Source organism: Sphingomonas sp. 10B4 (genome assembly GCF_035019905.1).
GTDB lineage: Bacteria > Pseudomonadota > Alphaproteobacteria > Sphingomonadales > Sphingomonadaceae > Sphingomonas > Sphingomonas glacialis.
In genome coordinates this window covers 1-17,090 of record NZ_JASJVC010000014.1, presented here as the reverse complement: position 1 = coordinate 17,090, position 17,090 = coordinate 1, and the positions used below count along the sequence as shown (strand labels likewise).

Sequence of the window (17,090 nt, the reverse complement as noted above, 5' to 3'; positions counted from 1 at the left end):
CATGCCCCGCGGGCGGGCGTCGTGAAAGCCAATCTCAGCCAGCTGACGCGCGCGATCGACAGCGGCAACCCCGACATCCGGCTTTACGTGCTCTACGGCCCCGATGAAGCGGGCGCGCGCGACATAGCGGCGCGTGTCGCGCGCGCGCTCGGGCCCGATGCCGAGCGTGTCGATCTCGAGCCCGCTCTGCTCAAGGCCAATCCCGGGCGGCTTGCCGACGAAGCCGCGTCGATGTCGCTGTTCGGCACCGCCCGCCACATCCGCGTCGCGGGCGCGGGCGAGGAAAGCGTCGCGGCGGCGACCTTGCTGCTCTCGGCCGAGCGCGCGGGCAATCCCGTCGTCCTGCTCGCGCCCAGCGCCAAGGCGACATCAGCGCTGGTCAAGCTTGCGACGGGCGACCCGCGCGCAATGTCGTGCGTGTTCTACGTCCCCGAGGGCGGCGAGGCCGACAAGATCGCGACGAGCATCGCGCGCGAACAGGGCCTGCGCACGATGGGCGGGACGGCGGCGCGAATCGCGCTCGCCGCGGCGGGCGACCGCGCGGTAATGACGCGCGAGCTCGAGAAGATCGCGCTCTATCTCGACGCCGCGCCCGAGCGGCCACGCGAGCTCGACGATGCCGCGCTCGATGCGATCGGCGCGGATCTCGGCGATTCGGAAATGTCGCGCGCGATCGATGCGGCGATCGGCGGCGGGCCCGACGTGCTCGGCGAGGAACTGGCGCGGCTCGCGGTCGCGGGCGTCTCGCCGATCCCGTTGCTGCGACAGCTCGTGCGCCGCCTGATGAGTCTCGCCGAACTGCGCGCCGAGATCGACAATGGCGCGAACATCAACAGCGTGATCGAACGCGTCTTCTTCCGCGAACGCGCGGCGACCGCGGCGGCGCTGCGGATCTGGTCGGCACCCAAGATCAGCGACGCGATCGACCGCGTCCGCCGCGCCGAACGCGCGACGATGGCGCCGTCGAATGCGGGAACGGTCCTGTCGGACGCAGCGATGCTCGGCGTCGCGCGGATGGCGGCGCGGCAGCGCGGTTAAGCGCCCGGCGGCAACGCCCAGTCGATCGTGCCGCGTCCGTGCGCGGTGAGAAACGCGTTGGCGGCGGAGAAAGGACGGCTGCCGAAAAAGCCGGTATAGGCCGACAAAGGCGAGGGATGCGCCGCCTTGAGCACGAGGTGCCGGCCACCCTGCGTCACGTCCTGAACGAACGCCGCCTTCTTCTGCGCGTGCGCGCCCCACAGCACGAACACGGTGGGATCGGGCGACGCCGCCACCACGCGGATTACTGCGTCGGTAAACCGCTCCCAGCCGCGCTTCTGGTGCGAGGCAGCGGCGCCCATCCGCACCGTCAGCACCGCGTTGAGCAACAACACGCCCTGCGCCGCCCATCCGTCGAGCAGGCCGTGCGGGGCAGGTGCGATGCCGAGATCGGTTTCGAGCTCCTTGTAGATGTTGCGGAGACTCGGCGGGATCCGCACGCCGTTCGGGACCGAGAAGCTCAATCCGTGTGCCTGGCCCGGCCCATGATACGGATCCTGCCCGAGGATCACGACGCGCACCGCTTCGGGCGGCGTCAGTTCGAGCGCGCGAAACCAATCGGCGCGGGCCGGGAAGATCTCGGTTCCCGCTGCCTGCTCGGCATCGAGGAACGCATCGAGCGCCTGCATGTACGGCTGCGCGACGTCGCTCGCCAACGCGTCGCGCCAGCGCGGAGGCAACGGCTGCATCGTCGTCCCGTCAGCGCTTGCGGACGAACTCGGCGCGCAGCACGAGGCCCTTGATACCCTCGTACCGGCAATCGATTTCCTGCGCGTCGCCGGTCAAGCGGATCGCCTTGATCAGCGTGCCGCGCTTGAGCGTCTGCCCGGCGCCCTTGACGGTGAGATCTTTGATCAGCGTGACCTGATCGCCGTCCGCGAGCACGTTGCCGACCGAATCGCGGACGACGACGGTATCGTCGGCCGCGGCGGCTGGCGCGTCGGCCGCGGCGACCCATTCGCCGCTGGCTTCGTCATAGATATAGCTGTCGGTGTCGCTCATGTTCAGCTCTTGATCGTGACCATCGGGACAGGCTGGCCCTTGCTGGTCGGGTTCGAGGCATTGGCCTTGGGCGCTTTCTCGGCCTTGGGCTTGCGCACTTCCTTGTTCGATTTCTTCTGGCTCTTCGCCATGACGGTTCCTGACCGGGGCGAAAGGCCCCGGCCAACCCTAGCGCCAAAGCGCGGGGGGACCCGCATCAATTCGGACACGCGCGGGTTGATCGCGTGCGCCACGATCGAGGACGGATCGCGGCGCCTTGGGTGGCGGGCGCCCGTTACCCTGCGGTCGGACGCTGGTCGCCTTTGCGTCCGGCACTCCCCAACAATCGCTCAGTACGACCCCGGGACCTGGCGCTGCCCGGAGTCGGGATGGTCGGGCGTCATCAGTTCGAGCGCGGCGGTATCGGCGCGGAACGAGCGCGCCGCGACGCTGCTCGTCGCGGCAGCGGTGATCGGGGTGCAGCTGCGCCCGGCGAGATAATCGAGCGCGGCGCGCGTCGAGCTTTCGAGCGGGCTCCCCATTTGATGGGTGATGTCATCATTTGCCTGGCAGCTCGCCTCGACGATGCTGCGCACGCCATCATAATAGGCGCCCTGGCGGTTCGCATTTTGCAGAGCGAAGGCGATGACGCGGAGCCGATCGTCGCATTGCGGGCGGTCGAGCGCGATCTGCCCGACGGGCTTGCCATAAGTGTTGGTGCCGATCAGCCCGACATTGGCGCGCAGATACGGAATCTGCGCCGCGAGGACGAGCTCGCTCGCCGAGGCGGTGCCCGCGGTCCCGATAAACGCGATTTTGGTCGGCGTGATCGATTGCGGCTGCGGCGCGAAGAACGCGGTCGTGTTGTTCGCGGACTTCTCGGGCCGGAAGGTCATGTAGTCGATCACGTCCGACGTCGCGCGGTTCGCGCCGAGCAGATTGCTCATCAACTCGGCGATCGAGACCAGTCCGCCGCCATTGTAGCGCAGATCGATGATGACGTTGGTGATCCCGGCGGTGCGGAACGACGCGAAGGCCGCCCGCAGCGCGGGATCGGCGGTCGAGATGAAGGTCCGCAGGTTGATATAGCCGACCTGGCGGCCGCCATCGTTGATGATCTGCGCGCCGTAGCGGCTCGAGACCGGGGTGAGCGCGAAATCGGTCTTGCTGAGCGTCACGGTGCGCGTCCCGCCGGCGTCGTTGATCCGGAGCAGCCGCGTCGTTCCGGCGGTGTTGGTGCCGAGCGCATCGCTTACCCCCGCGCTCCCTTGCGTGGCGATGATCGAATCGACCGTGCGGAGATCCGCCGTTGTCGTACCGATCGCAAGGATTTCGGTTCCACGATCGATTCCAGCGGCGAGCGCGGGGGTGCCCTCGAAGGTTTCCGCGCTGAACGCGCGCCGCGCGGTCGAATCGATCGCCAGACGGAAGCCGAAGCCGGCGCTCGCGCCGCTGTCGTAAAACGCGGTCTCACTCGCGATCGAGGTGAGGTACGTGAAATAGCGGTCCTTGCGCTGCGCCCGCGCCGTTGCCGTCAGCGCGTCGACATAGTCGCTGACCGTCGCATACGGCGTCGGGTCGAGCACGGCGGGCAGCGTATCGGGGAACAGATACCATTCGCGCAGCTGGGCTGCCGCCCAATCCTGGCGGTCGCGCAGCGAACAGCCCGCGACGGTGGTTGGCGTCGGGGTGGGTGTCGGCGCGGGAGTCGATGCGGTCGGGCTCGAGGTCGACCCGCCGCCGCCACCGCCACCACTGCAGGCCGAGAGCAAGGCGGCAAGCGCCAGACAATGGGTCACGCTGCGCCGCTTCGTCATCAACAACTCCCCCAAAGAAGAGCAGCTTAAGGGCCTGTATCGACCTTGTCAGTCCGAAAATGCGAGGGCGTCGAAAGACACGCGGTTGCCCGCTCCCGATCAGGCGATCGGGGCGAGCGACACGGCGGTCGAGGCCAGAAGGGCGGTGAGCATGAATGCGGCGACGAGCGAGACGGCGACGCGTTGGAGCGATTCGAAACGGTCGGTCATGATGGAGGTCCCTTTGCAATCTGGCGCTCCGGACCATCCGAAGCGTCGATGCCGAGACCTTTGCATGCGCCGTGCCAGATCAAGAAAATCAGCGAAAACAACGTAATAGCGTAGTGCTTCGCAAGGCTACCAAAGGTCGCATCGGAAGTTACGCCAAATATGGGCGTAGTTTGCTATGCGAGCCGGACTTGATTGCGGCCGCCGTCCTTTGCTGCGTAGAGCAGCTTGTCGGCGCGCCCGAATACGGCGCCGAGCGGCTCTCCGACGTCGGCCGACGACAGCCCGGCGGAGAAGGTGACCGCGCCAAGCGGCGTGTCGGTCTCGCGCAATCGGTAGCGTTTGGCATCGACGGTGAGTCGCGCCGATTCGAGCGTCGTGTGGGCCGTTGCGAGATCGACGTTCGAGAACAGGATCACGAATTCCTCGCCGCCGTAGCGTGCGACGAAATGGCCGTCGCAGGCCGTGTTCAATGCCTCGGCGATCGCCTTGAGCACGCGATCACCGACCGAATGGCCGAATTGATCGTTGACGCGCTTGAAGCGATCGACGTCGCATACCGCGAGGCACAGCCGGGTGCCGCGCGCCATGTGCTCGGCAAACGCCTCTTCGAACGCGCGGCGGTTGGGAAGTCCGGTCAGCGGGTCGCGGCGGGCGTCGCCGCGCGCTTCCTCGAGCTTCTCGCGCAATTGGTCGGCCTCGGACGTCGCGGCCTGCAAGCGCGCTTCGGCCGAGCGGACGCGATCGAGCATCACCGCGGTCAGCCGAACCAAGTCGTCGCTGTTCGCGCCGCCCTGCATCGCCGTGGCGCTCGCGGCGAGATCGCGCCCGAAATCGGCGGTCTCGGCGCGCATCGAGCGGACCATGTCGGTGAAGCCCTCGACCTGCATCTGGGTCTGCGCGACGAGTCCGTCGGACGGAGCGGGATCGTTCGACGATTCGGCGTGGCCGCCGCCAAGCGTCTCGATGTCGCGCGTCGACAAGCGGATGCCGCCCTCGGTCATCGTCCCGACCGACTGGGCCAGCACGCCGGTGGGATTGCACACCACCTCGTGTGCGAACGCGTAATGCGCCGGGTCGGCGCTCAGGCGGTGCAGCGTCAGGAACGCACGGACGCAATCGAAGACCTGCGCAGCACGATCTTCGGCTGCAACGAGCCGTGTGCTCCTCGCTAGACCCATCGCTGTCAAAGCCCCTCAGCATCATGTGCCACACGCGGTGGCCAGTCCTGCCTGTCTACACGCCAACTGCTAAAATTGGGTGACTGGCCGTACGCACAGAAACGCGGGGCGTCAGCGACGTGATGACTGGCGAAACCCCGCCAGCCGCTTTAGGCAAAGGCGGATGCGCGTCACCGACACCGATCTCGCCCTTGCTGCTGCCCTTGCCGATGCGGCGGGCGCGGCGATCCGTCCCTATTACCGTGCCGATCACGGGCTCGAGGCGAAGGACGATGCCTCGCCCGTGACGCTCGCCGACCGCGCCGCCGAGGCTGCGATGCGGACGCTGATCGAGCGCGCCTTTCCCGCCGATGCGATCATCGGCGAGGAATATGGCACCAAGGAGGGCACGAGTGGGCGCGCCTGGGTGCTCGATCCGATCGACGGGACGCGCGCGTTCATCTCCGGCCGGCCGATCTTCGGGACGCTGATCGCGCTGGTGATCGAGGGCTGGCCGATGATGGGGGTGATCGACCAGCCGATCCTGCGCGAACGCTGGACGGGCGTGATGGGCAAGCCGACGCTGTTCAACGGCAAGCCCGCCGCGACGCGGCGCTGCGCCGTTCTCGGCAAGGCGTTGCTCGCGACGACTTCGCCCGCTTTGTTCGACGATTCGCAGCTCCATGCGTTCGAGCATCTCGACGGCGCGGTGATGAGCACCGTGCTCGGCGGCGATTGCTACAATTATGGCTGCGTCGCGAGCGGCTGGCTCGACGTGGTGGTCGAGGCGCAGCTAAAGCTGCACGATTTCGCCGCCTTGGTGCCGGTGGTCGAGGGTGCGGGCGGGCGGATGTGCGACTGGCAGGGCGATCCGCTCACCGCCGATTCGGTCGGCGAAGTCGTCGCGGCGGGCGATCCGGCGCGGATCGAGGAGATCCTCGAGGCGCTCGCCTGTCGCGGGCATTGAGGTTGCGACGAACCGAGGGGTGGTTGACTCGATTGACCCCCGGACGGAATTCGAACGGGGGGATCGTTTCTGATTATGTGCTAATGCGCGAACGGCGGCCCTTCGTCATCCCAGCGCAAGCTGGGATCTCGTGGCGCCGGCCGCGCGCTGGCAGCTTGAGACCCCAGCGTTCGCTGGGGTGACGGGTGTTGGGCAGACGTCTGCGCGAGATCGCGCCGCGCGGCACTTCGGTTCTCGACGATTTCAAAGAGCGGGTTCCACCCTAGCAGATTCGCGGCTTGTAGGACAGCGCGGGCGCATTGCCGCCTTGCGTTTTGCGCGACTCTCGCTTAAGCGACGCCCCTCCTGCGAGTAAGAGGAACTGCCCGGCCGGTATGGGCTGCCGTGGCCGTTCATAGATCGTCGCATATTTGGAAAGGACGAAAATGCCCAAACTCAAGACGAAGAGCGGCGTCAAGAAGCGCTTCAAGCTCACCGCAACCGGCCTGCTGAAGCACGGCGTCGCCGGCAAGCGTCACCGACTGATGAGCCACAACAGCAAGTACATCCGTCAGAACCGCGGCACCAAGCTGCTGTCCAAGGCCGATACGGCAACCGTCAAGGCGTGGGCGCCTTACGGTCTCGGCTGAGCGGAAGGAATTAGAGAATGGCACGCGTAAAACGGGGTGTAACCACCCACGCAAAGCACAAGCGGATCCTCAATCTGGCGAAGGGCTATTATGGCCGTCGCAAGAACACGATCCGTATCGCCCGTCAGGCGGTCGAGAAGGCCGGCCAGTACGCTTATCGCGATCGCAAGGTTAAGAAGCGCAACTTCCGTGCGCTCTGGATCCAGCGCATCAACGCGGCTGTCCGCGTCGAGGGCCTCACCTACGGCGTGTTCATGCACGGCCTGAAGCTCGCCGGCGTCGAACTCGACCGCAAGGTCCTCGCCGATCTGGCGATGCACGAGGGTGCCGCGTTTAGCGTCATCATCGCGCAGGCAAAGGCGGCTCTGCCCCAGGCCGCCTGAGGCGACCTGCTGCGAGACAGATCGGGGCGTCGGTGGCAACACCGGCGCCCTTTCTTTTTGCGCGCGATTCCCACTCCCGTTCGGTCGCGGACCGGATCCGGGCCGGATCCGGGATTGTCGAAGCCCTGGTCTTTCTTCTAACGCCACCCTGACGAAGAGCGGTGCTTCGACAGGCTCAGCACGAACGGACAAGCGATGACCGACCTCGACCAGATGAAAACCGACCTGCTCGCCGCGATCGACGCGGCGGCGACGCTCGATGCGCTCGAAGCGGTGCGGGTGCAGGGCCTCGGCAAGCAGGGCAGCGTGACCGCGCTGCTCAAGACGTTAGGCGGCATGTCGCCCGACGAGCGGCAGGTGCAGGGGCCGCGCATCCAGGGGCTGCGCGAGGCGGTCACCAGCGCGATCGCGACGCGCAAGGCTGCGCTCGACCGTGCCGAGCTCGACGCGCGGCTCGCCAGCGAAACGCTCGACATGACGCTCCCCGCCGAGGCCGCGCCGCACGGCTCGGTGCATCCGGTCAGCCAAGTGATGGACGAGCTCGCCGAGATCTTCGCCGATCTGGGCTTCGCGGTCGCGACCGGGCCCGAGATCGAGGACCAGTGGCACAATTTCACCGCGCTCAACATGCCCGAGAGCCATCCCGCGCGCGCGATGCACGACACTTTCTACCTGCAGGCAGGTGAGGGCGAAGAGGCTAAGGTCCTGCGCACGCACACTTCGCCGGTGCAGATCCGCACGATGATGTCGCAGGAACCGCCGATCCGGATCATCGCGCCGGGCCGCGTCTATCGCTCGGACTGGGACGCGACGCACACGCCGATGTTCCACCAGATCGAGGGGCTGGTGATCGACAAGGGCATCACGCTCGGCCATCTCAAATGGACGCTCGAGACCTTCCTGAAAGCGTTCTTCGAGCGCGACGACATCGTGCTGCGGCTGCGCCCGAGCTACTTCCCCTTCACCGAGCCTTCGGCTGAAGTCGATGTCGGCTACACCACGGTCAAGGGCCGCCGTACGCTCGGCGGTTCGGAAGGCTGGATGGAGCTGCTCGGCAGCGGGATGGTCCATCCCAAAGTGATCGAGGCCTGCGGGCTCGATCCCAAGGAATGGCAGGGCTTCGCCTTCGGGGTCGGGGTCGATCGGCTGGCGATGCTCAAATACGGCATGGACGATCTGCGGCCGTTCTTCGAGGGCGATGCGCGCTGGTTGAAGCATTATGGTTTCTCGGCACTCGACGTGCCCACGCTGAGCCAGGGAGTCGGCGCATGAAGGTCACCCTCGACTGGCTCAAGCAGCATATCGACACCGACGCATCGCTCGACACGATCGTCGAGACGCTGACGCGGATCGGCCTCGAGGTCGAAGGCGTCGAGAATCCGGGTGCCACGCTTGCCGCGTTCAGGGTGGCCAAGGTGCTCAGCGCCGCGCCGCATCCGCAGGCGGACAAGTTGCAGGTGCTTTCGGTCGACGCCGGCGATGGCCCGCTCCAGGTCGTGTGCGGTGCACCTAACGCGCGTGCGGGGCTCGTCGGCGTGTTCGGCCCGTCAGGCGCCACCGTGCCGTCGAACGGCATGGTGCTCAAGGTCGCGGCGATCCGCGGGGTCGAATCGAACGGCATGATGTGCTCGACGCGCGAGCTCGAGCTCGGCGAGGATCATGACGGCATCATCGAGCTCCCCGCCGATGCGCCGGTCGGCATGGCCTATCCCGATTATGCCGGGCTGAACGACCCGGTGATCGACATCAACGTGCTCCCCAACCGCCCCGATTGCATGAGCGTGCGCGGGATCGCGCTCGATCTGGTCGTCGCCGGGTTGGGGACGGCCAAGCCGTTGGCCTATGCCCCGGTCGAGGGCGCGGGCGAGGGCCCCGACGTGCGCACCGACGATGCGGCGGGCTGCCCCGCTTTCTTCGCCCAGAGCGTCAGCGGCCTCACCAATGGCGAGGCGCCCGAGTGGATGCGCCGCCGCCTCACCGCGATCGGCCAGCGGCCGATCTCGACGCTGGTCGACATCACCAATTACGTGATGTTCGATCTCGGGCGGCCGCTCCACGTCTATGACCGCGCCAAGCTCTCGGGCGGGCTCGTCGCGCGCAAGGCGGCGGCGGGCGAGCAGGTCGTCGCGCTCAACGGCAAGACCTACAGCCTTGCCGAGACGATGACGGTGATCGCCGACGCGGCGCATGTCCACGACATCGGCGGCATCATGGGCGGCGAGGATTCGGGCGTTTCGGCCGAGACCACCGACGTCATCATCGAATGCGCCTATTTCGACCCCGAGAGCATCGCGCGCACGGGCCAGGCGCTGATGCTGACCTCGGACGCGCGCTCGCGCTTCGAGCGCGGCGTCGATCCGGCGTTCCTCGAAGAAGGCCTCGCGATCGCGACGCGGCTGGTGCTCGACCTGTGCGGCGGCAGCGCCAGCGCGCCGACCTATTCGGGTGCGCCGCCGCTCGAGCGCAAGCGGATCGCCTATGATCCGGCGCTCGCGGAAACGCTCGGTGGCCTCGCGGTTGCCGAGGATCGCCAGCGTGCGATCCTCACCGCGCTTGGCTTCACGGTCGAGGCTGACTGGACCGTGTTGCCGCCGCCAGCGCGGCGCGACGTCGATGGCCCGGCCGACCTGGTCGAGGAAATCATCCGCATCGAGGGGATCGATTCGGTCGCCCCCGTGCCGCTGCCGCGCGCGGCTGGCGTCGCCAAGCCGACCGCCACGCCCGAGCAGCGCCTCGAAAGCCGTGCGCGTCGCGCCGCCGCGGCGCGTGGGCTCAACGAGACGCTGACCTGGAGCTTCCTGTCGGACGCGCAGGCGAGCGCGATCGGTGGCGGCGCGTGGACGCTCGCCAACCCGATCAGCGAGGAGTTGAAGGTCATGCGGCCGTCGCTGCTGCCCGGCCTGTTCTCGGCGGCCGAGCGCAATATGAAGCGCGGTGCTGCGGGCGTGCGACTGTTCGAGATCGGACGTCGATATTTGGCGGGTGGCGAGCATCCGACGCTTGGTGTCGTGCTTGCGGGCGAGAATCGCGCGCGCGGCTGGCAGGAGGGCAAGGCCAAGCCGTTCGACGCGTTCGACGCCAAGGCCGAGGCGCTCGCGTTGCTCGCCGCGATCGGCGCGCCGGTCGAGAATCTGCAGGTGATGGGGGATGCCGGCGCGGCGTGGCATCCGGGGCAGTCGGGCACGCTGCGGCTCGGGCCGAAGACGGTGCTTGCGGCGTTTGGCATGGTCCATCCGTTGACCTTGCGCGCGTTCGATCTCGACGGGCCGGTGGCGGCGGTCGAGCTGTATCTCGACGCGCTCCCGGCGAAGCGCTCGACCGGCTTTGCGCGCGCGGCCTATGCGCCGCCGGCGTTGCAGGCGGTGCGGCGTGACTTCGCGTTTCTGGTACCCGAGGCGCTTGCTGCCGATGCGCTGGTGCGTGCGGTCAAGGGCGCGGACAAGGCGAGCATCGTCGCGGCGCGGCTGTTCGACGTGTTCACCGGCGCGGGGGTCGAGCCGGGGCATAAGAGCCTGGGTGTCGAAGTGACGCTCCAGCCGGGCGAGAAGAGCTTTGCCGAGGCCGATCTCAAGGCGATCGCCGACAAGGTGGTGGCTGCCGCGGCGAAGCTGGGGGCAAGTTTGCGCGGCTGATTACGACTACCCACCGTCACCCCGGCCTTGTGCCGGGGGCCACCGTCGTCCGCGTGTTTCGGCGGCTGCGTTTGCGGCACGGTGGACCCCGGGACGAGCCCGGGGTGACGGTGTGAGGTTTATCTCCTGTCTCATCGAGGATGATGTCGATGCCTGAAGCTGCCCTGATCGAAATCGGCTCGGCCGAACTCACTGCCGCGATCAACCCGTACGGCGCCGAACTCACGCATCTCCGCGACGGCGATGGACGCGAACTGATGACCGACGCCGACCCGGCGTTCTGGACCGGCCATGCGCCGATCCTGTTCCCGATCGTCGGCGCGCTCAACGGCGACACGCTGCGGCTCGATGGCGAAAGTTACACGATGGGCAAGCACGGCTTCGCCCGCCGGAGCACTTTTGCGGTGGTCGAGCACAGCGCGACTCGCGCGGTGTTCCTGCTCGAGGACAGCGCCGAGACGCTTGCGGTGTATCCGCGCAAGTTCGCGCTGCGGCTGACCTACGCGATCGATGGCGCGACGCTCGCGATGACTGCCGAAATCGAGAATCGCGAGCGCGAGCGCACGCTGCCGGCAAGCTTCGGCTTCCACCCAGCCTTCGCGTGGCCGCTGCCGTATGGCGCGCCGCGCGCCGACCACCGCATCGTCTTTGCCGCCGATGAGCCCGAGGCGCTGCGTGCGCTCACCCCCGGCGGGTTGATCGTGGCGCAGCAGCGGCCCACGCCGCTCGAGGGGGGCACGCTCGCGCTGCGCGATGCGCTGTTCGAGCAGGACGCGCTGATCTGGGACGCGGTGCGGTCGCAGAGCGTGCGCTATGGCGCCGAGACCGGCCCGCAGCTGCGCGTCGATTTCCCCGATACGCCGATGCTCGGCATCTGGACCAAGCCCGGCGCGGCGTACGTCTGCATCGAGCCGTGGCACGGCATTGCCGACCCCGCGGACTTCACCGGCGATTTCACCGCCAAGCCCGGCGTGTTTGCGCTCGCACCCGGCGAAACGAAGACCATCGCGATGCACGTGACGCTGGAGCCGTAAACCGCTATCGCCGCGCAGATGAATCACACGTCCGACCGCCGCACCTTCGCGATCATCTCCCACCCCGACGCCGGCAAGACCACGCTGACCGAAAAGCTGCTGCTGTTCGGTGGCGCGATCCATCTGGCGGGGGAAGTGAAAGCGCGCGGGCAGAACCGCCGCGCACGCTCGGACTGGATGAAGATCGAGCAGCAGCGCGGCATCTCGGTCACCTCGTCGGTGATGACCTTCGAGCGGAATGGCCTGACCTTCAACTTGCTCGACACGCCGGGGCACGAGGACTTTTCGGAGGATACCTATCGCACGCTGACCGCGGTCGATTCGGCGGTGATGGTGATCGACGCCGCGCGCGGTATCGAGGCGCAGACGCGCAAACTGTTCGAGGTGTGCCGGCTGCGCTCGGTGCCGATCATCACCTTCGTCAACAAGGTCGATCGCGAGGGGCGCCCGCCGTTCGACCTGCTCGACGAGATTGCCGAGATGCTCCAACTCGATGTCACGCCGATGAGCTGGCCGGTCGGCATGGGCAGCGATTTCGAAGGCGTGTACGATCTCCACGCCAACAGCCTGAGCCAGCCCGAGGGGCCGAGCCGCGAGTTCATGGGCAAGGCCTTGAGCTTCACCGGGCTCGACGATCCCGCGCTCGCCAAGACGCTGAGCCCGGCGGGCCTCAAATTGCTCCAGGACGAATCCGAGCTCGCGCTCGGCGGCTATGGCGCGTTCGATGTCGAAGCGTATCGTGGCGGCGACCAGACGCCGGTCTATTTCGGATCGGCGCTCAAGGAATTCGGCGTTGCCGAGCTGATCGACGCGCTCGGCCGCCACGCGCCGGGGCCGCGGCCGCAGCCGGCCGAGCCCGCCGAGGTTTTGCCAGAACGTGCGGACGTCACCGGCTTCGTGTTCAAGGTCCAGGCGAACATGGACCCCAACCACCGCGATCGCATCGCGTTCATGCGGCTGTGCTCGGGCACCTTCAAGCGCGGCATGAAGCTGACGCCGACGGGCCACGGCAAGCCGATCGCGATCCACTCGCCGATCCTGTTTTTCGCGCGCGAACGCGAGCTCGCCGACGAGGCGTTTCCGGGCGACATCATCGGCATTCCCAACCACGGGACGCTGCGGGTGGGGGACACGCTGTCCGAGCGCGCCGATGTGCGCTTCACCGGGCTGCCCAATTTCGCACCCGAAATCCTGCGGCGTGTCGCGCTGAAGGATCCGACCAAGACCAAGCAGTTGCGCAAGGCGCTCGACGACATGGCCGAGGAGGGGGTGACGCAGGTCTTCTATCCCGAGATCGGGTCGAACTGGATCATCGGCGTGGTCGGGCAGCTCCAGCTCGAGGTGCTGCTCAGCCGGCTCGAGGCCGAGTATAAGGTCGATGCGGGGCTCGAGATGGCGCCGTACGACACCGCGCGCTGGGTTTCGGCGGCGGATCCGGCCGACCTCAAGGCGTTCATGGACCTCAACCGCACGTCGATGGCGAAGGATCGCGACAACAATCCGGTGTATCTGGCGAAGACCGCGTGGGACGTCGGCTATGTCGCCGACCGCTACCCCAAGGTGAAGTTCGCGGCGACGCGCGAGCGTTAAGCGCGCTCGTCGACCCAATCGCGGCGCAGCGACGGGACCGCGAAGAGGACGAGGACGGCCGCCAGGACGTAGAAGCCGAGGCAGCCGACCGCGGCGTAGCGCAGCGATTCGACGCCGCTCGTGGCCTTGAGGTGATCCGACAGGCCGCCCATCAGGATCGGCCCGACGCCGAGCCCGATCAGATTGTTGATGAACAGGAAGCTGCCCGACGCGGTCGCGCGCATCGGTGGCGGCACGAGGTGCTGGACCGCCGTCGCGACGGGCCCGAGCCACAAGATGTTGAGCGCGTTGGGAATCAGCAGCAACGGCCACGCTACCCACGGATTGGGCGCGAGCAGACCGAGCGCGTACATCGGCGCGGTGATCGCCCAGGCGATCGCGGGGAGCCTCGCATACCAGCCGCGGTCGCTCCGCCCGAGCCGGTCGGCGAGCCAGCCGCCGGCGAACACGCCGCCGACGCCGCCGATCAGCAGCAGCGATCCCATGAATTGCCCGGTCTCGATCAGGTTGAAATGAAAGCTGCGAATCAGCACCGAGGGCGCCCACAGCGCGAGGCCATAGCCGCATAGCGAGCTGAACGACGCCCCGAAGGCGAGCAGCCAGAAGGCGGGTTTGCGCGCGAGGATGGCGAACACCGCGCTCACCGGCACCGCATCCTGCGCGCTCACCACGGGCCGCGGCACGTCGCGCACCAGCCAGCGGAACAGCGGCGCGACCACGATCCCCGCCGCGCCGACCGCGATGAACGCGGTCTGCCAATTGACCAGCGCGGCGATATACCCGCCGAGCAGCACGCCGCCCGCAAGCCCGATCGGAATGCCGAGCGAATAGACCGCGAGCGCACGCGCGCGGCGTTCGGGCGGGAAATAATCGGAGATCAGCGCATAAGACGGTGCAACCCCGCCCGCCTCGCCGACGCCGACGCCGAGCCGGTAGAAGAAGAGTTGCCAATAGCCGGTCGCCGTCCCGCACAGAGCGGTGAAGCCGCTCCACACGATCAGCGACCACATCACCACGCCGCTGCGGCTGGTACGGTCTGCAAGGAAGGCGAGCGGCACGCCGAGCACCGAATAGAGGATCGCGAAGGCGAGCCCGCCGACCGCGCCGAACTGCGCGTCGCTCAGATGCAGGTCGGCCTTGATCGGCGTCGCCAGGATGCTGAGGATCTGGCGGTCGAGAAAGTTGAACGTGTAGACCACGAGCAACATCGCCAGGACGAGGCGCGCCCGGGCAGGCGAGGCAGGGCCCGAGGAAGGGCCCGGGGAAGGGGGGGCGGGCGCGGCGGTCATGGTCATATTCCCGAATCATCGCACCGGCCGCGTGCGCAAGGCAAGCGGCCGGTGCGGGATAGTCTGGCGGTCAGAAGCGCGCGGTGATCGTGCCGAACACTTGCCGCGGATTGCCGTAGAAGGCGGTGGCGATGCCTTCCTTGCCGAGCGTCGGCGTATAGCGCCCGGCAGCGTTGAGGATCGGCACCCCGGCGAGCGTCGAGCTGATATATTGGTAGCCCGACGTCTTGTAATGCTTGTCGGTGATGTTCTTGGCGTGGACGCCGATCGAATAGCGCCCCTTGCCGAAGGTGTAGGTCAGGTTCGCGTCCCACAGCGCATAGCCCGGCTGGTCGAGGAACGGGCTCGCGGTCTCGAACTGGTGCGTCAGGCTGCGATACGACAGCGTGGTCGAGGCGTTGATGCGGCCCGGGCCGGTCGGGATGTTGGCCGACAGCGTGCCCGAGGCGGTCCAGTCGGGGGTGTTCTGGAAGACGCGGACATTGGCGACGTCGGTGCCGGTCGGGCCGATGAAGCGATCGTATTTGGCGTCGATATACCCGAGCGTTCCGGCGAGCGACACGTTCGATCCGGCACCGGCGAAATCGCGCGCGAGCACCGCGTTCGATTCGAGTTCGATGCCCTTGATCGTCGCCTTGGCGGCGTTGGTGGTGATGCCGCAGAACGACTGCACCCCGCCGATGATGCAGCCGACCGAGCCCGGCACCTGCACGTTGCTATAGTTCGAATAGAAGCCGTCGAGCGCGAAGGTCAGGCGCTTGTCGAACACCGAACCCTTCCAGCCGATCTCGTAGCTCTTCACCACCTCGGGCTTGAACAGCAGGTAGTTGTAGATTTCCTGGTAGCTGCGCACGCCGTCCTGGTTGACGTCGGGCGCCGAGGTGCCCGAGCCGCGCGGATCGAACCCGCCGCCCTTGAAGCCTTCCGAATAGGACGCATAGAGCAAGTGGTCGGCGCTCGGCTTGAAGCTGAGCGAGGCGCGCGGGGTGAAGCGCTTGAACTCGGCGGTGCCGTTGAAATTGGTCGACGGCGCGCCGACGATCGTCGGATTGCCGCCGAATTCCGAGGTCAGGCCGAAATAGCTCGCCTTGAAGATGAACGACCGACGCTCGTCCCAGGTATAGCGCCCGCCGAGCGACAGGCTGAGCTTGGGCGTGAAATCATAGGTGAAGTCGCCGAAGATCGAGTGCGTCTCGGTCCGCACGTCGCCCGCGGTATAGGCGTCGAAATTGGCGAGCGTCGTCGAGAGCAGCACGTCGAACCCGGTCGAGGCCTTGGCGCCGAGATAGTAATAGCCGATCAGCCCGTTGAGCGTGTCGCTTTTGTACGCCAGCTGGAATTCCTGGCTGGTCTGCTCGTTGCGATAGACCGCGGGGACATCGACATCGACCGCGGGGAGCGCGTCGAAATCGATCGGGGTGAACGAACGATCCTTGCGGAACGCGCTGATGCTCTTGATCGTGAGATGATCGCTCAGTTCGCCGGTCGCGACCATCGACAGGCCGCCCGCCTGGATGTTCTGTTTCGGCGTGTTGAGCCCGGCGCGGGTGTCGAACGGGTTCGACTGAACGGGCGTGTTGGTCAGCAAGCTGGTAATCAGGCGCGAGCCGTTGCGCGCGTTCGACTTGTCCTCGGTATAGTCGCCGGTCAGGCGCAGGCTCATCCGGCTGTCGGGCGATTCGAATTCGATCGTGCCGCGACCCGCCCAGAGGTTCTTGTTGTAATTGTCGATGCTGAGGTTGGTGTTGCGCCCGAACCCGTCGCGCGTCAGCCGTGCGCCGGCCACGCCGACCTTGAACAGCGAACCGATCGGGGTCGACAGGCTGACGATGCCGTCGGCCTGGTTGTACGAGCCGTAGCTCGCCTTGAGGCTCGCCTCGGGGCTTTCGGGCAAGCGCTTGGTGACGTATTTCACCGCGCCGCCGATCGTGTTGCGGCCGTAGAGCGTGCCCTGCGGGCCGCGCAGCACTTCGATCCGCTCGACGTCATAGATGTCGAGCACCGCCGCCTGCGGGCGGTTGAGATAGACGTCGTCGAGATAGATGCCGATGCCCGCCTCGAACCCGGGAACCGGATCCTGCTGGCCGACGCCGCGGATGAAGGCGGCGAGCGTCGAGTTGGTGCCGCGCGCATTCTTGAGCGTGGTGTTGGGGGTGACGTTCTGGATGTCGGTGAGATCGACCGCGCCGGTCTTCTCGAGCCGGTCGGCGGAGAAAGCGGTGACTGCGATCGGCACGTTGAGCAGCGTCTCCTCGCGGCGGCGCGCGGTGACGACGATCTCGCCCGACGCGGTCTCGTCGGCCTGTGGCTCGGCGGCGGGGGCAGGCGCTGGGGCGGTCTGGGCCTGTCTCTTATACACATCT

The 17,090-nt window shown here is 67.2% G+C and carries 15 protein-coding genes; 8 read left to right on the top strand and 7 right to left on the bottom strand.

The window, feature by feature from the left end:
- The first annotated feature begins 21 nt into the window (after window positions 1–21).
- Window positions 22–1,038, top strand: coding sequence for a DNA polymerase III subunit delta (locus QN347_RS06420; protein ID WP_133191106.1), 1,017 nt, complete (start codon window positions 22–24; stop codon window positions 1,036–1,038).
- Here the strand turns inward: QN347_RS06420 and ung are convergent.
- The 5 genes from ung to QN347_RS06395 form a co-directional block, all read right to left on the bottom strand.
- Complete coding sequence (gene ung, locus QN347_RS06415; RefSeq protein ID WP_322161444.1) at window positions 1,035–1,727, bottom strand: uracil-DNA glycosylase; 693 nt, start codon at window positions 1,725–1,727, stop codon at window positions 1,035–1,037. The genes QN347_RS06420 and ung overlap by 4 nt on opposite strands.
- Window positions 1,728–1,737: 10 nt before the next feature.
- The gene (locus QN347_RS06410; protein WP_229839393.1) at window positions 1,738–2,040 is read right to left on the bottom strand and encodes an alkylphosphonate utilization protein; all 303 of its coding nucleotides are present in this window, start codon (window positions 2,038–2,040) and stop codon (window positions 1,738–1,740) included.
- 2 nt (window positions 2,041–2,042) lie between these two features.
- On the bottom strand, window positions 2,043–2,171 hold the full coding sequence (locus tag QN347_RS06405; protein ID WP_268249508.1) for a hypothetical protein: 129 nt from the start codon (window positions 2,169–2,171) through the stop codon (window positions 2,043–2,045).
- A gap of 198 nt (window positions 2,172–2,369) precedes the next feature.
- Entirely contained in the window at window positions 2,370–3,836 is a 1,467-nt protein-coding gene (locus QN347_RS06400) for a S41 family peptidase (protein WP_322161441.1), read from the bottom strand.
- 383 nt (window positions 3,837–4,219) lie between these two features.
- Window positions 4,220–5,224: a GGDEF domain-containing protein gene (locus QN347_RS06395; protein WP_133191098.1), complete on the bottom strand. Its 1,005-nt coding sequence runs from the start codon at window positions 5,222–5,224 to the stop codon at window positions 4,220–4,222.
- Between the two features lie 163 nt (window positions 5,225–5,387).
- Here QN347_RS06395 and hisN point away from each other — a divergent pair, with 163 nt between their 5' ends.
- The 7 genes from hisN to QN347_RS06360 all read left to right on the top strand — a co-directional run bounded on the left by hisN (window position 5,388) and on the right by QN347_RS06360 (window position 13,438).
- Window positions 5,388–6,170: a histidinol-phosphatase gene (hisN, locus tag QN347_RS06390; protein WP_322161439.1), complete on the top strand. Its 783-nt coding sequence runs from the start codon at window positions 5,388–5,390 to the stop codon at window positions 6,168–6,170.
- Window positions 6,171–6,595: 425 nt separating this feature from the next.
- Window positions 6,596–6,799 (top strand): 50S ribosomal protein L35, encoded by a 204-nt coding sequence (gene rpmI / locus QN347_RS06385; protein WP_010184218.1) that lies wholly within the window; start codon window positions 6,596–6,598, stop codon window positions 6,797–6,799.
- 17 nt (window positions 6,800–6,816) lie between these two features.
- On the top strand, window positions 6,817–7,182 hold the full coding sequence (gene rplT / locus QN347_RS06380; RefSeq protein WP_133191094.1) for a 50S ribosomal protein L20: 366 nt from the start codon (window positions 6,817–6,819) through the stop codon (window positions 7,180–7,182).
- Window positions 7,183–7,377: 195 nt separating this feature from the next.
- On the top strand, window positions 7,378–8,454 hold the full coding sequence (gene pheS / locus QN347_RS06375) for a phenylalanine--tRNA ligase subunit alpha (RefSeq protein ID WP_322161435.1): 1,077 nt from the start codon (window positions 7,378–7,380) through the stop codon (window positions 8,452–8,454).
- Window positions 8,451–10,814 carry a phenylalanine--tRNA ligase subunit beta gene (gene pheT / locus QN347_RS06370; RefSeq protein WP_322161433.1) on the top strand — a complete coding sequence of 788 codons (2,364 nt, stop codon included), beginning with the start codon at window positions 8,451–8,453 and terminating at the stop codon, window positions 10,812–10,814. Before pheS ends, pheT begins: the two co-directional genes overlap by 4 nt.
- Window positions 10,815–10,963: 149 nt before the next feature.
- Window positions 10,964–11,848 (top strand): aldose 1-epimerase family protein, encoded by an 885-nt coding sequence (locus QN347_RS06365; RefSeq protein ID WP_322161431.1) that lies wholly within the window; start codon window positions 10,964–10,966, stop codon window positions 11,846–11,848.
- An 18-nt stretch (window positions 11,849–11,866) separates the two neighbouring features.
- Window positions 11,867–13,438 (top strand): peptide chain release factor 3, encoded by a 1,572-nt coding sequence (locus QN347_RS06360; protein WP_140851469.1) that lies wholly within the window; start codon window positions 11,867–11,869, stop codon window positions 13,436–13,438.
- On the opposite strand, the gene QN347_RS06355 is transcribed toward QN347_RS06360, so the two are convergent.
- The gene (locus QN347_RS06355) at window positions 13,435–14,727 is read right to left on the bottom strand and encodes a spinster family MFS transporter (RefSeq protein WP_416194512.1); all 1,293 of its coding nucleotides are present in this window, start codon (window positions 14,725–14,727) and stop codon (window positions 13,435–13,437) included. The two genes, QN347_RS06360 and QN347_RS06355, sit on opposite strands and share 4 nt — an antisense overlap.
- 70 nt (window positions 14,728–14,797) lie before the next feature.
- On the bottom strand, window positions 14,798–17,086 hold the full coding sequence (locus QN347_RS06350) for a TonB-dependent receptor (protein ID WP_323493997.1): 2,289 nt from the start codon (window positions 17,084–17,086) through the stop codon (window positions 14,798–14,800).
- Window positions 17,087–17,090 lie beyond the last annotated feature (4 nt).

Bases quoted from the DNA above. Each gene is read 5' to 3' on its own strand.
- pheS (WP_322161435.1), top strand. From the start codon at position 7,378: ATGACCGACCTCGACCAGATGAAAACCGACCTGCTCGCCGCGATCGAC.
- QN347_RS06355 (WP_416194512.1), bottom strand. From the start codon at position 14,727: ATGACCGCCGCGCCCGCCCCCCCTTCCCCGGGCCCTTCCTCGGGCCCT.
- QN347_RS06405 (WP_268249508.1), bottom strand. From the start codon at position 2,171: ATGGCGAAGAGCCAGAAGAAATCGAACAAGGAAGTGCGCAAGCCCAAG.
- QN347_RS06400 (WP_322161441.1), bottom strand. From the start codon at position 3,836: ATGACGAAGCGGCGCAGCGTGACCCATTGTCTGGCGCTTGCCGCCTTG.
- QN347_RS06410 (WP_229839393.1), bottom strand. From the start codon at position 2,040: ATGAGCGACACCGACAGCTATATCTATGACGAAGCCAGCGGCGAATGG.
- pheT (WP_322161433.1), top strand. From the start codon at position 8,451: ATGAAGGTCACCCTCGACTGGCTCAAGCAGCATATCGACACCGACGCA.
- QN347_RS06365 (WP_322161431.1), top strand. From the start codon at position 10,964: ATGCCTGAAGCTGCCCTGATCGAAATCGGCTCGGCCGAACTCACTGCC.
- hisN (WP_322161439.1), top strand. From the start codon at position 5,388: ATGCGCGTCACCGACACCGATCTCGCCCTTGCTGCTGCCCTTGCCGAT.
- QN347_RS06360 (WP_140851469.1), top strand. From the start codon at position 11,867: ATGAATCACACGTCCGACCGCCGCACCTTCGCGATCATCTCCCACCCC.
- QN347_RS06395 (WP_133191098.1), bottom strand. From the start codon at position 5,224: ATGGGTCTAGCGAGGAGCACACGGCTCGTTGCAGCCGAAGATCGTGCT.
- ung (WP_322161444.1), bottom strand. From the start codon at position 1,727: ATGCAGCCGTTGCCTCCGCGCTGGCGCGACGCGTTGGCGAGCGACGTC.
- rplT (WP_133191094.1), top strand. From the start codon at position 6,817: ATGGCACGCGTAAAACGGGGTGTAACCACCCACGCAAAGCACAAGCGG.
- rpmI (WP_010184218.1), top strand. From the start codon at position 6,596: ATGCCCAAACTCAAGACGAAGAGCGGCGTCAAGAAGCGCTTCAAGCTC.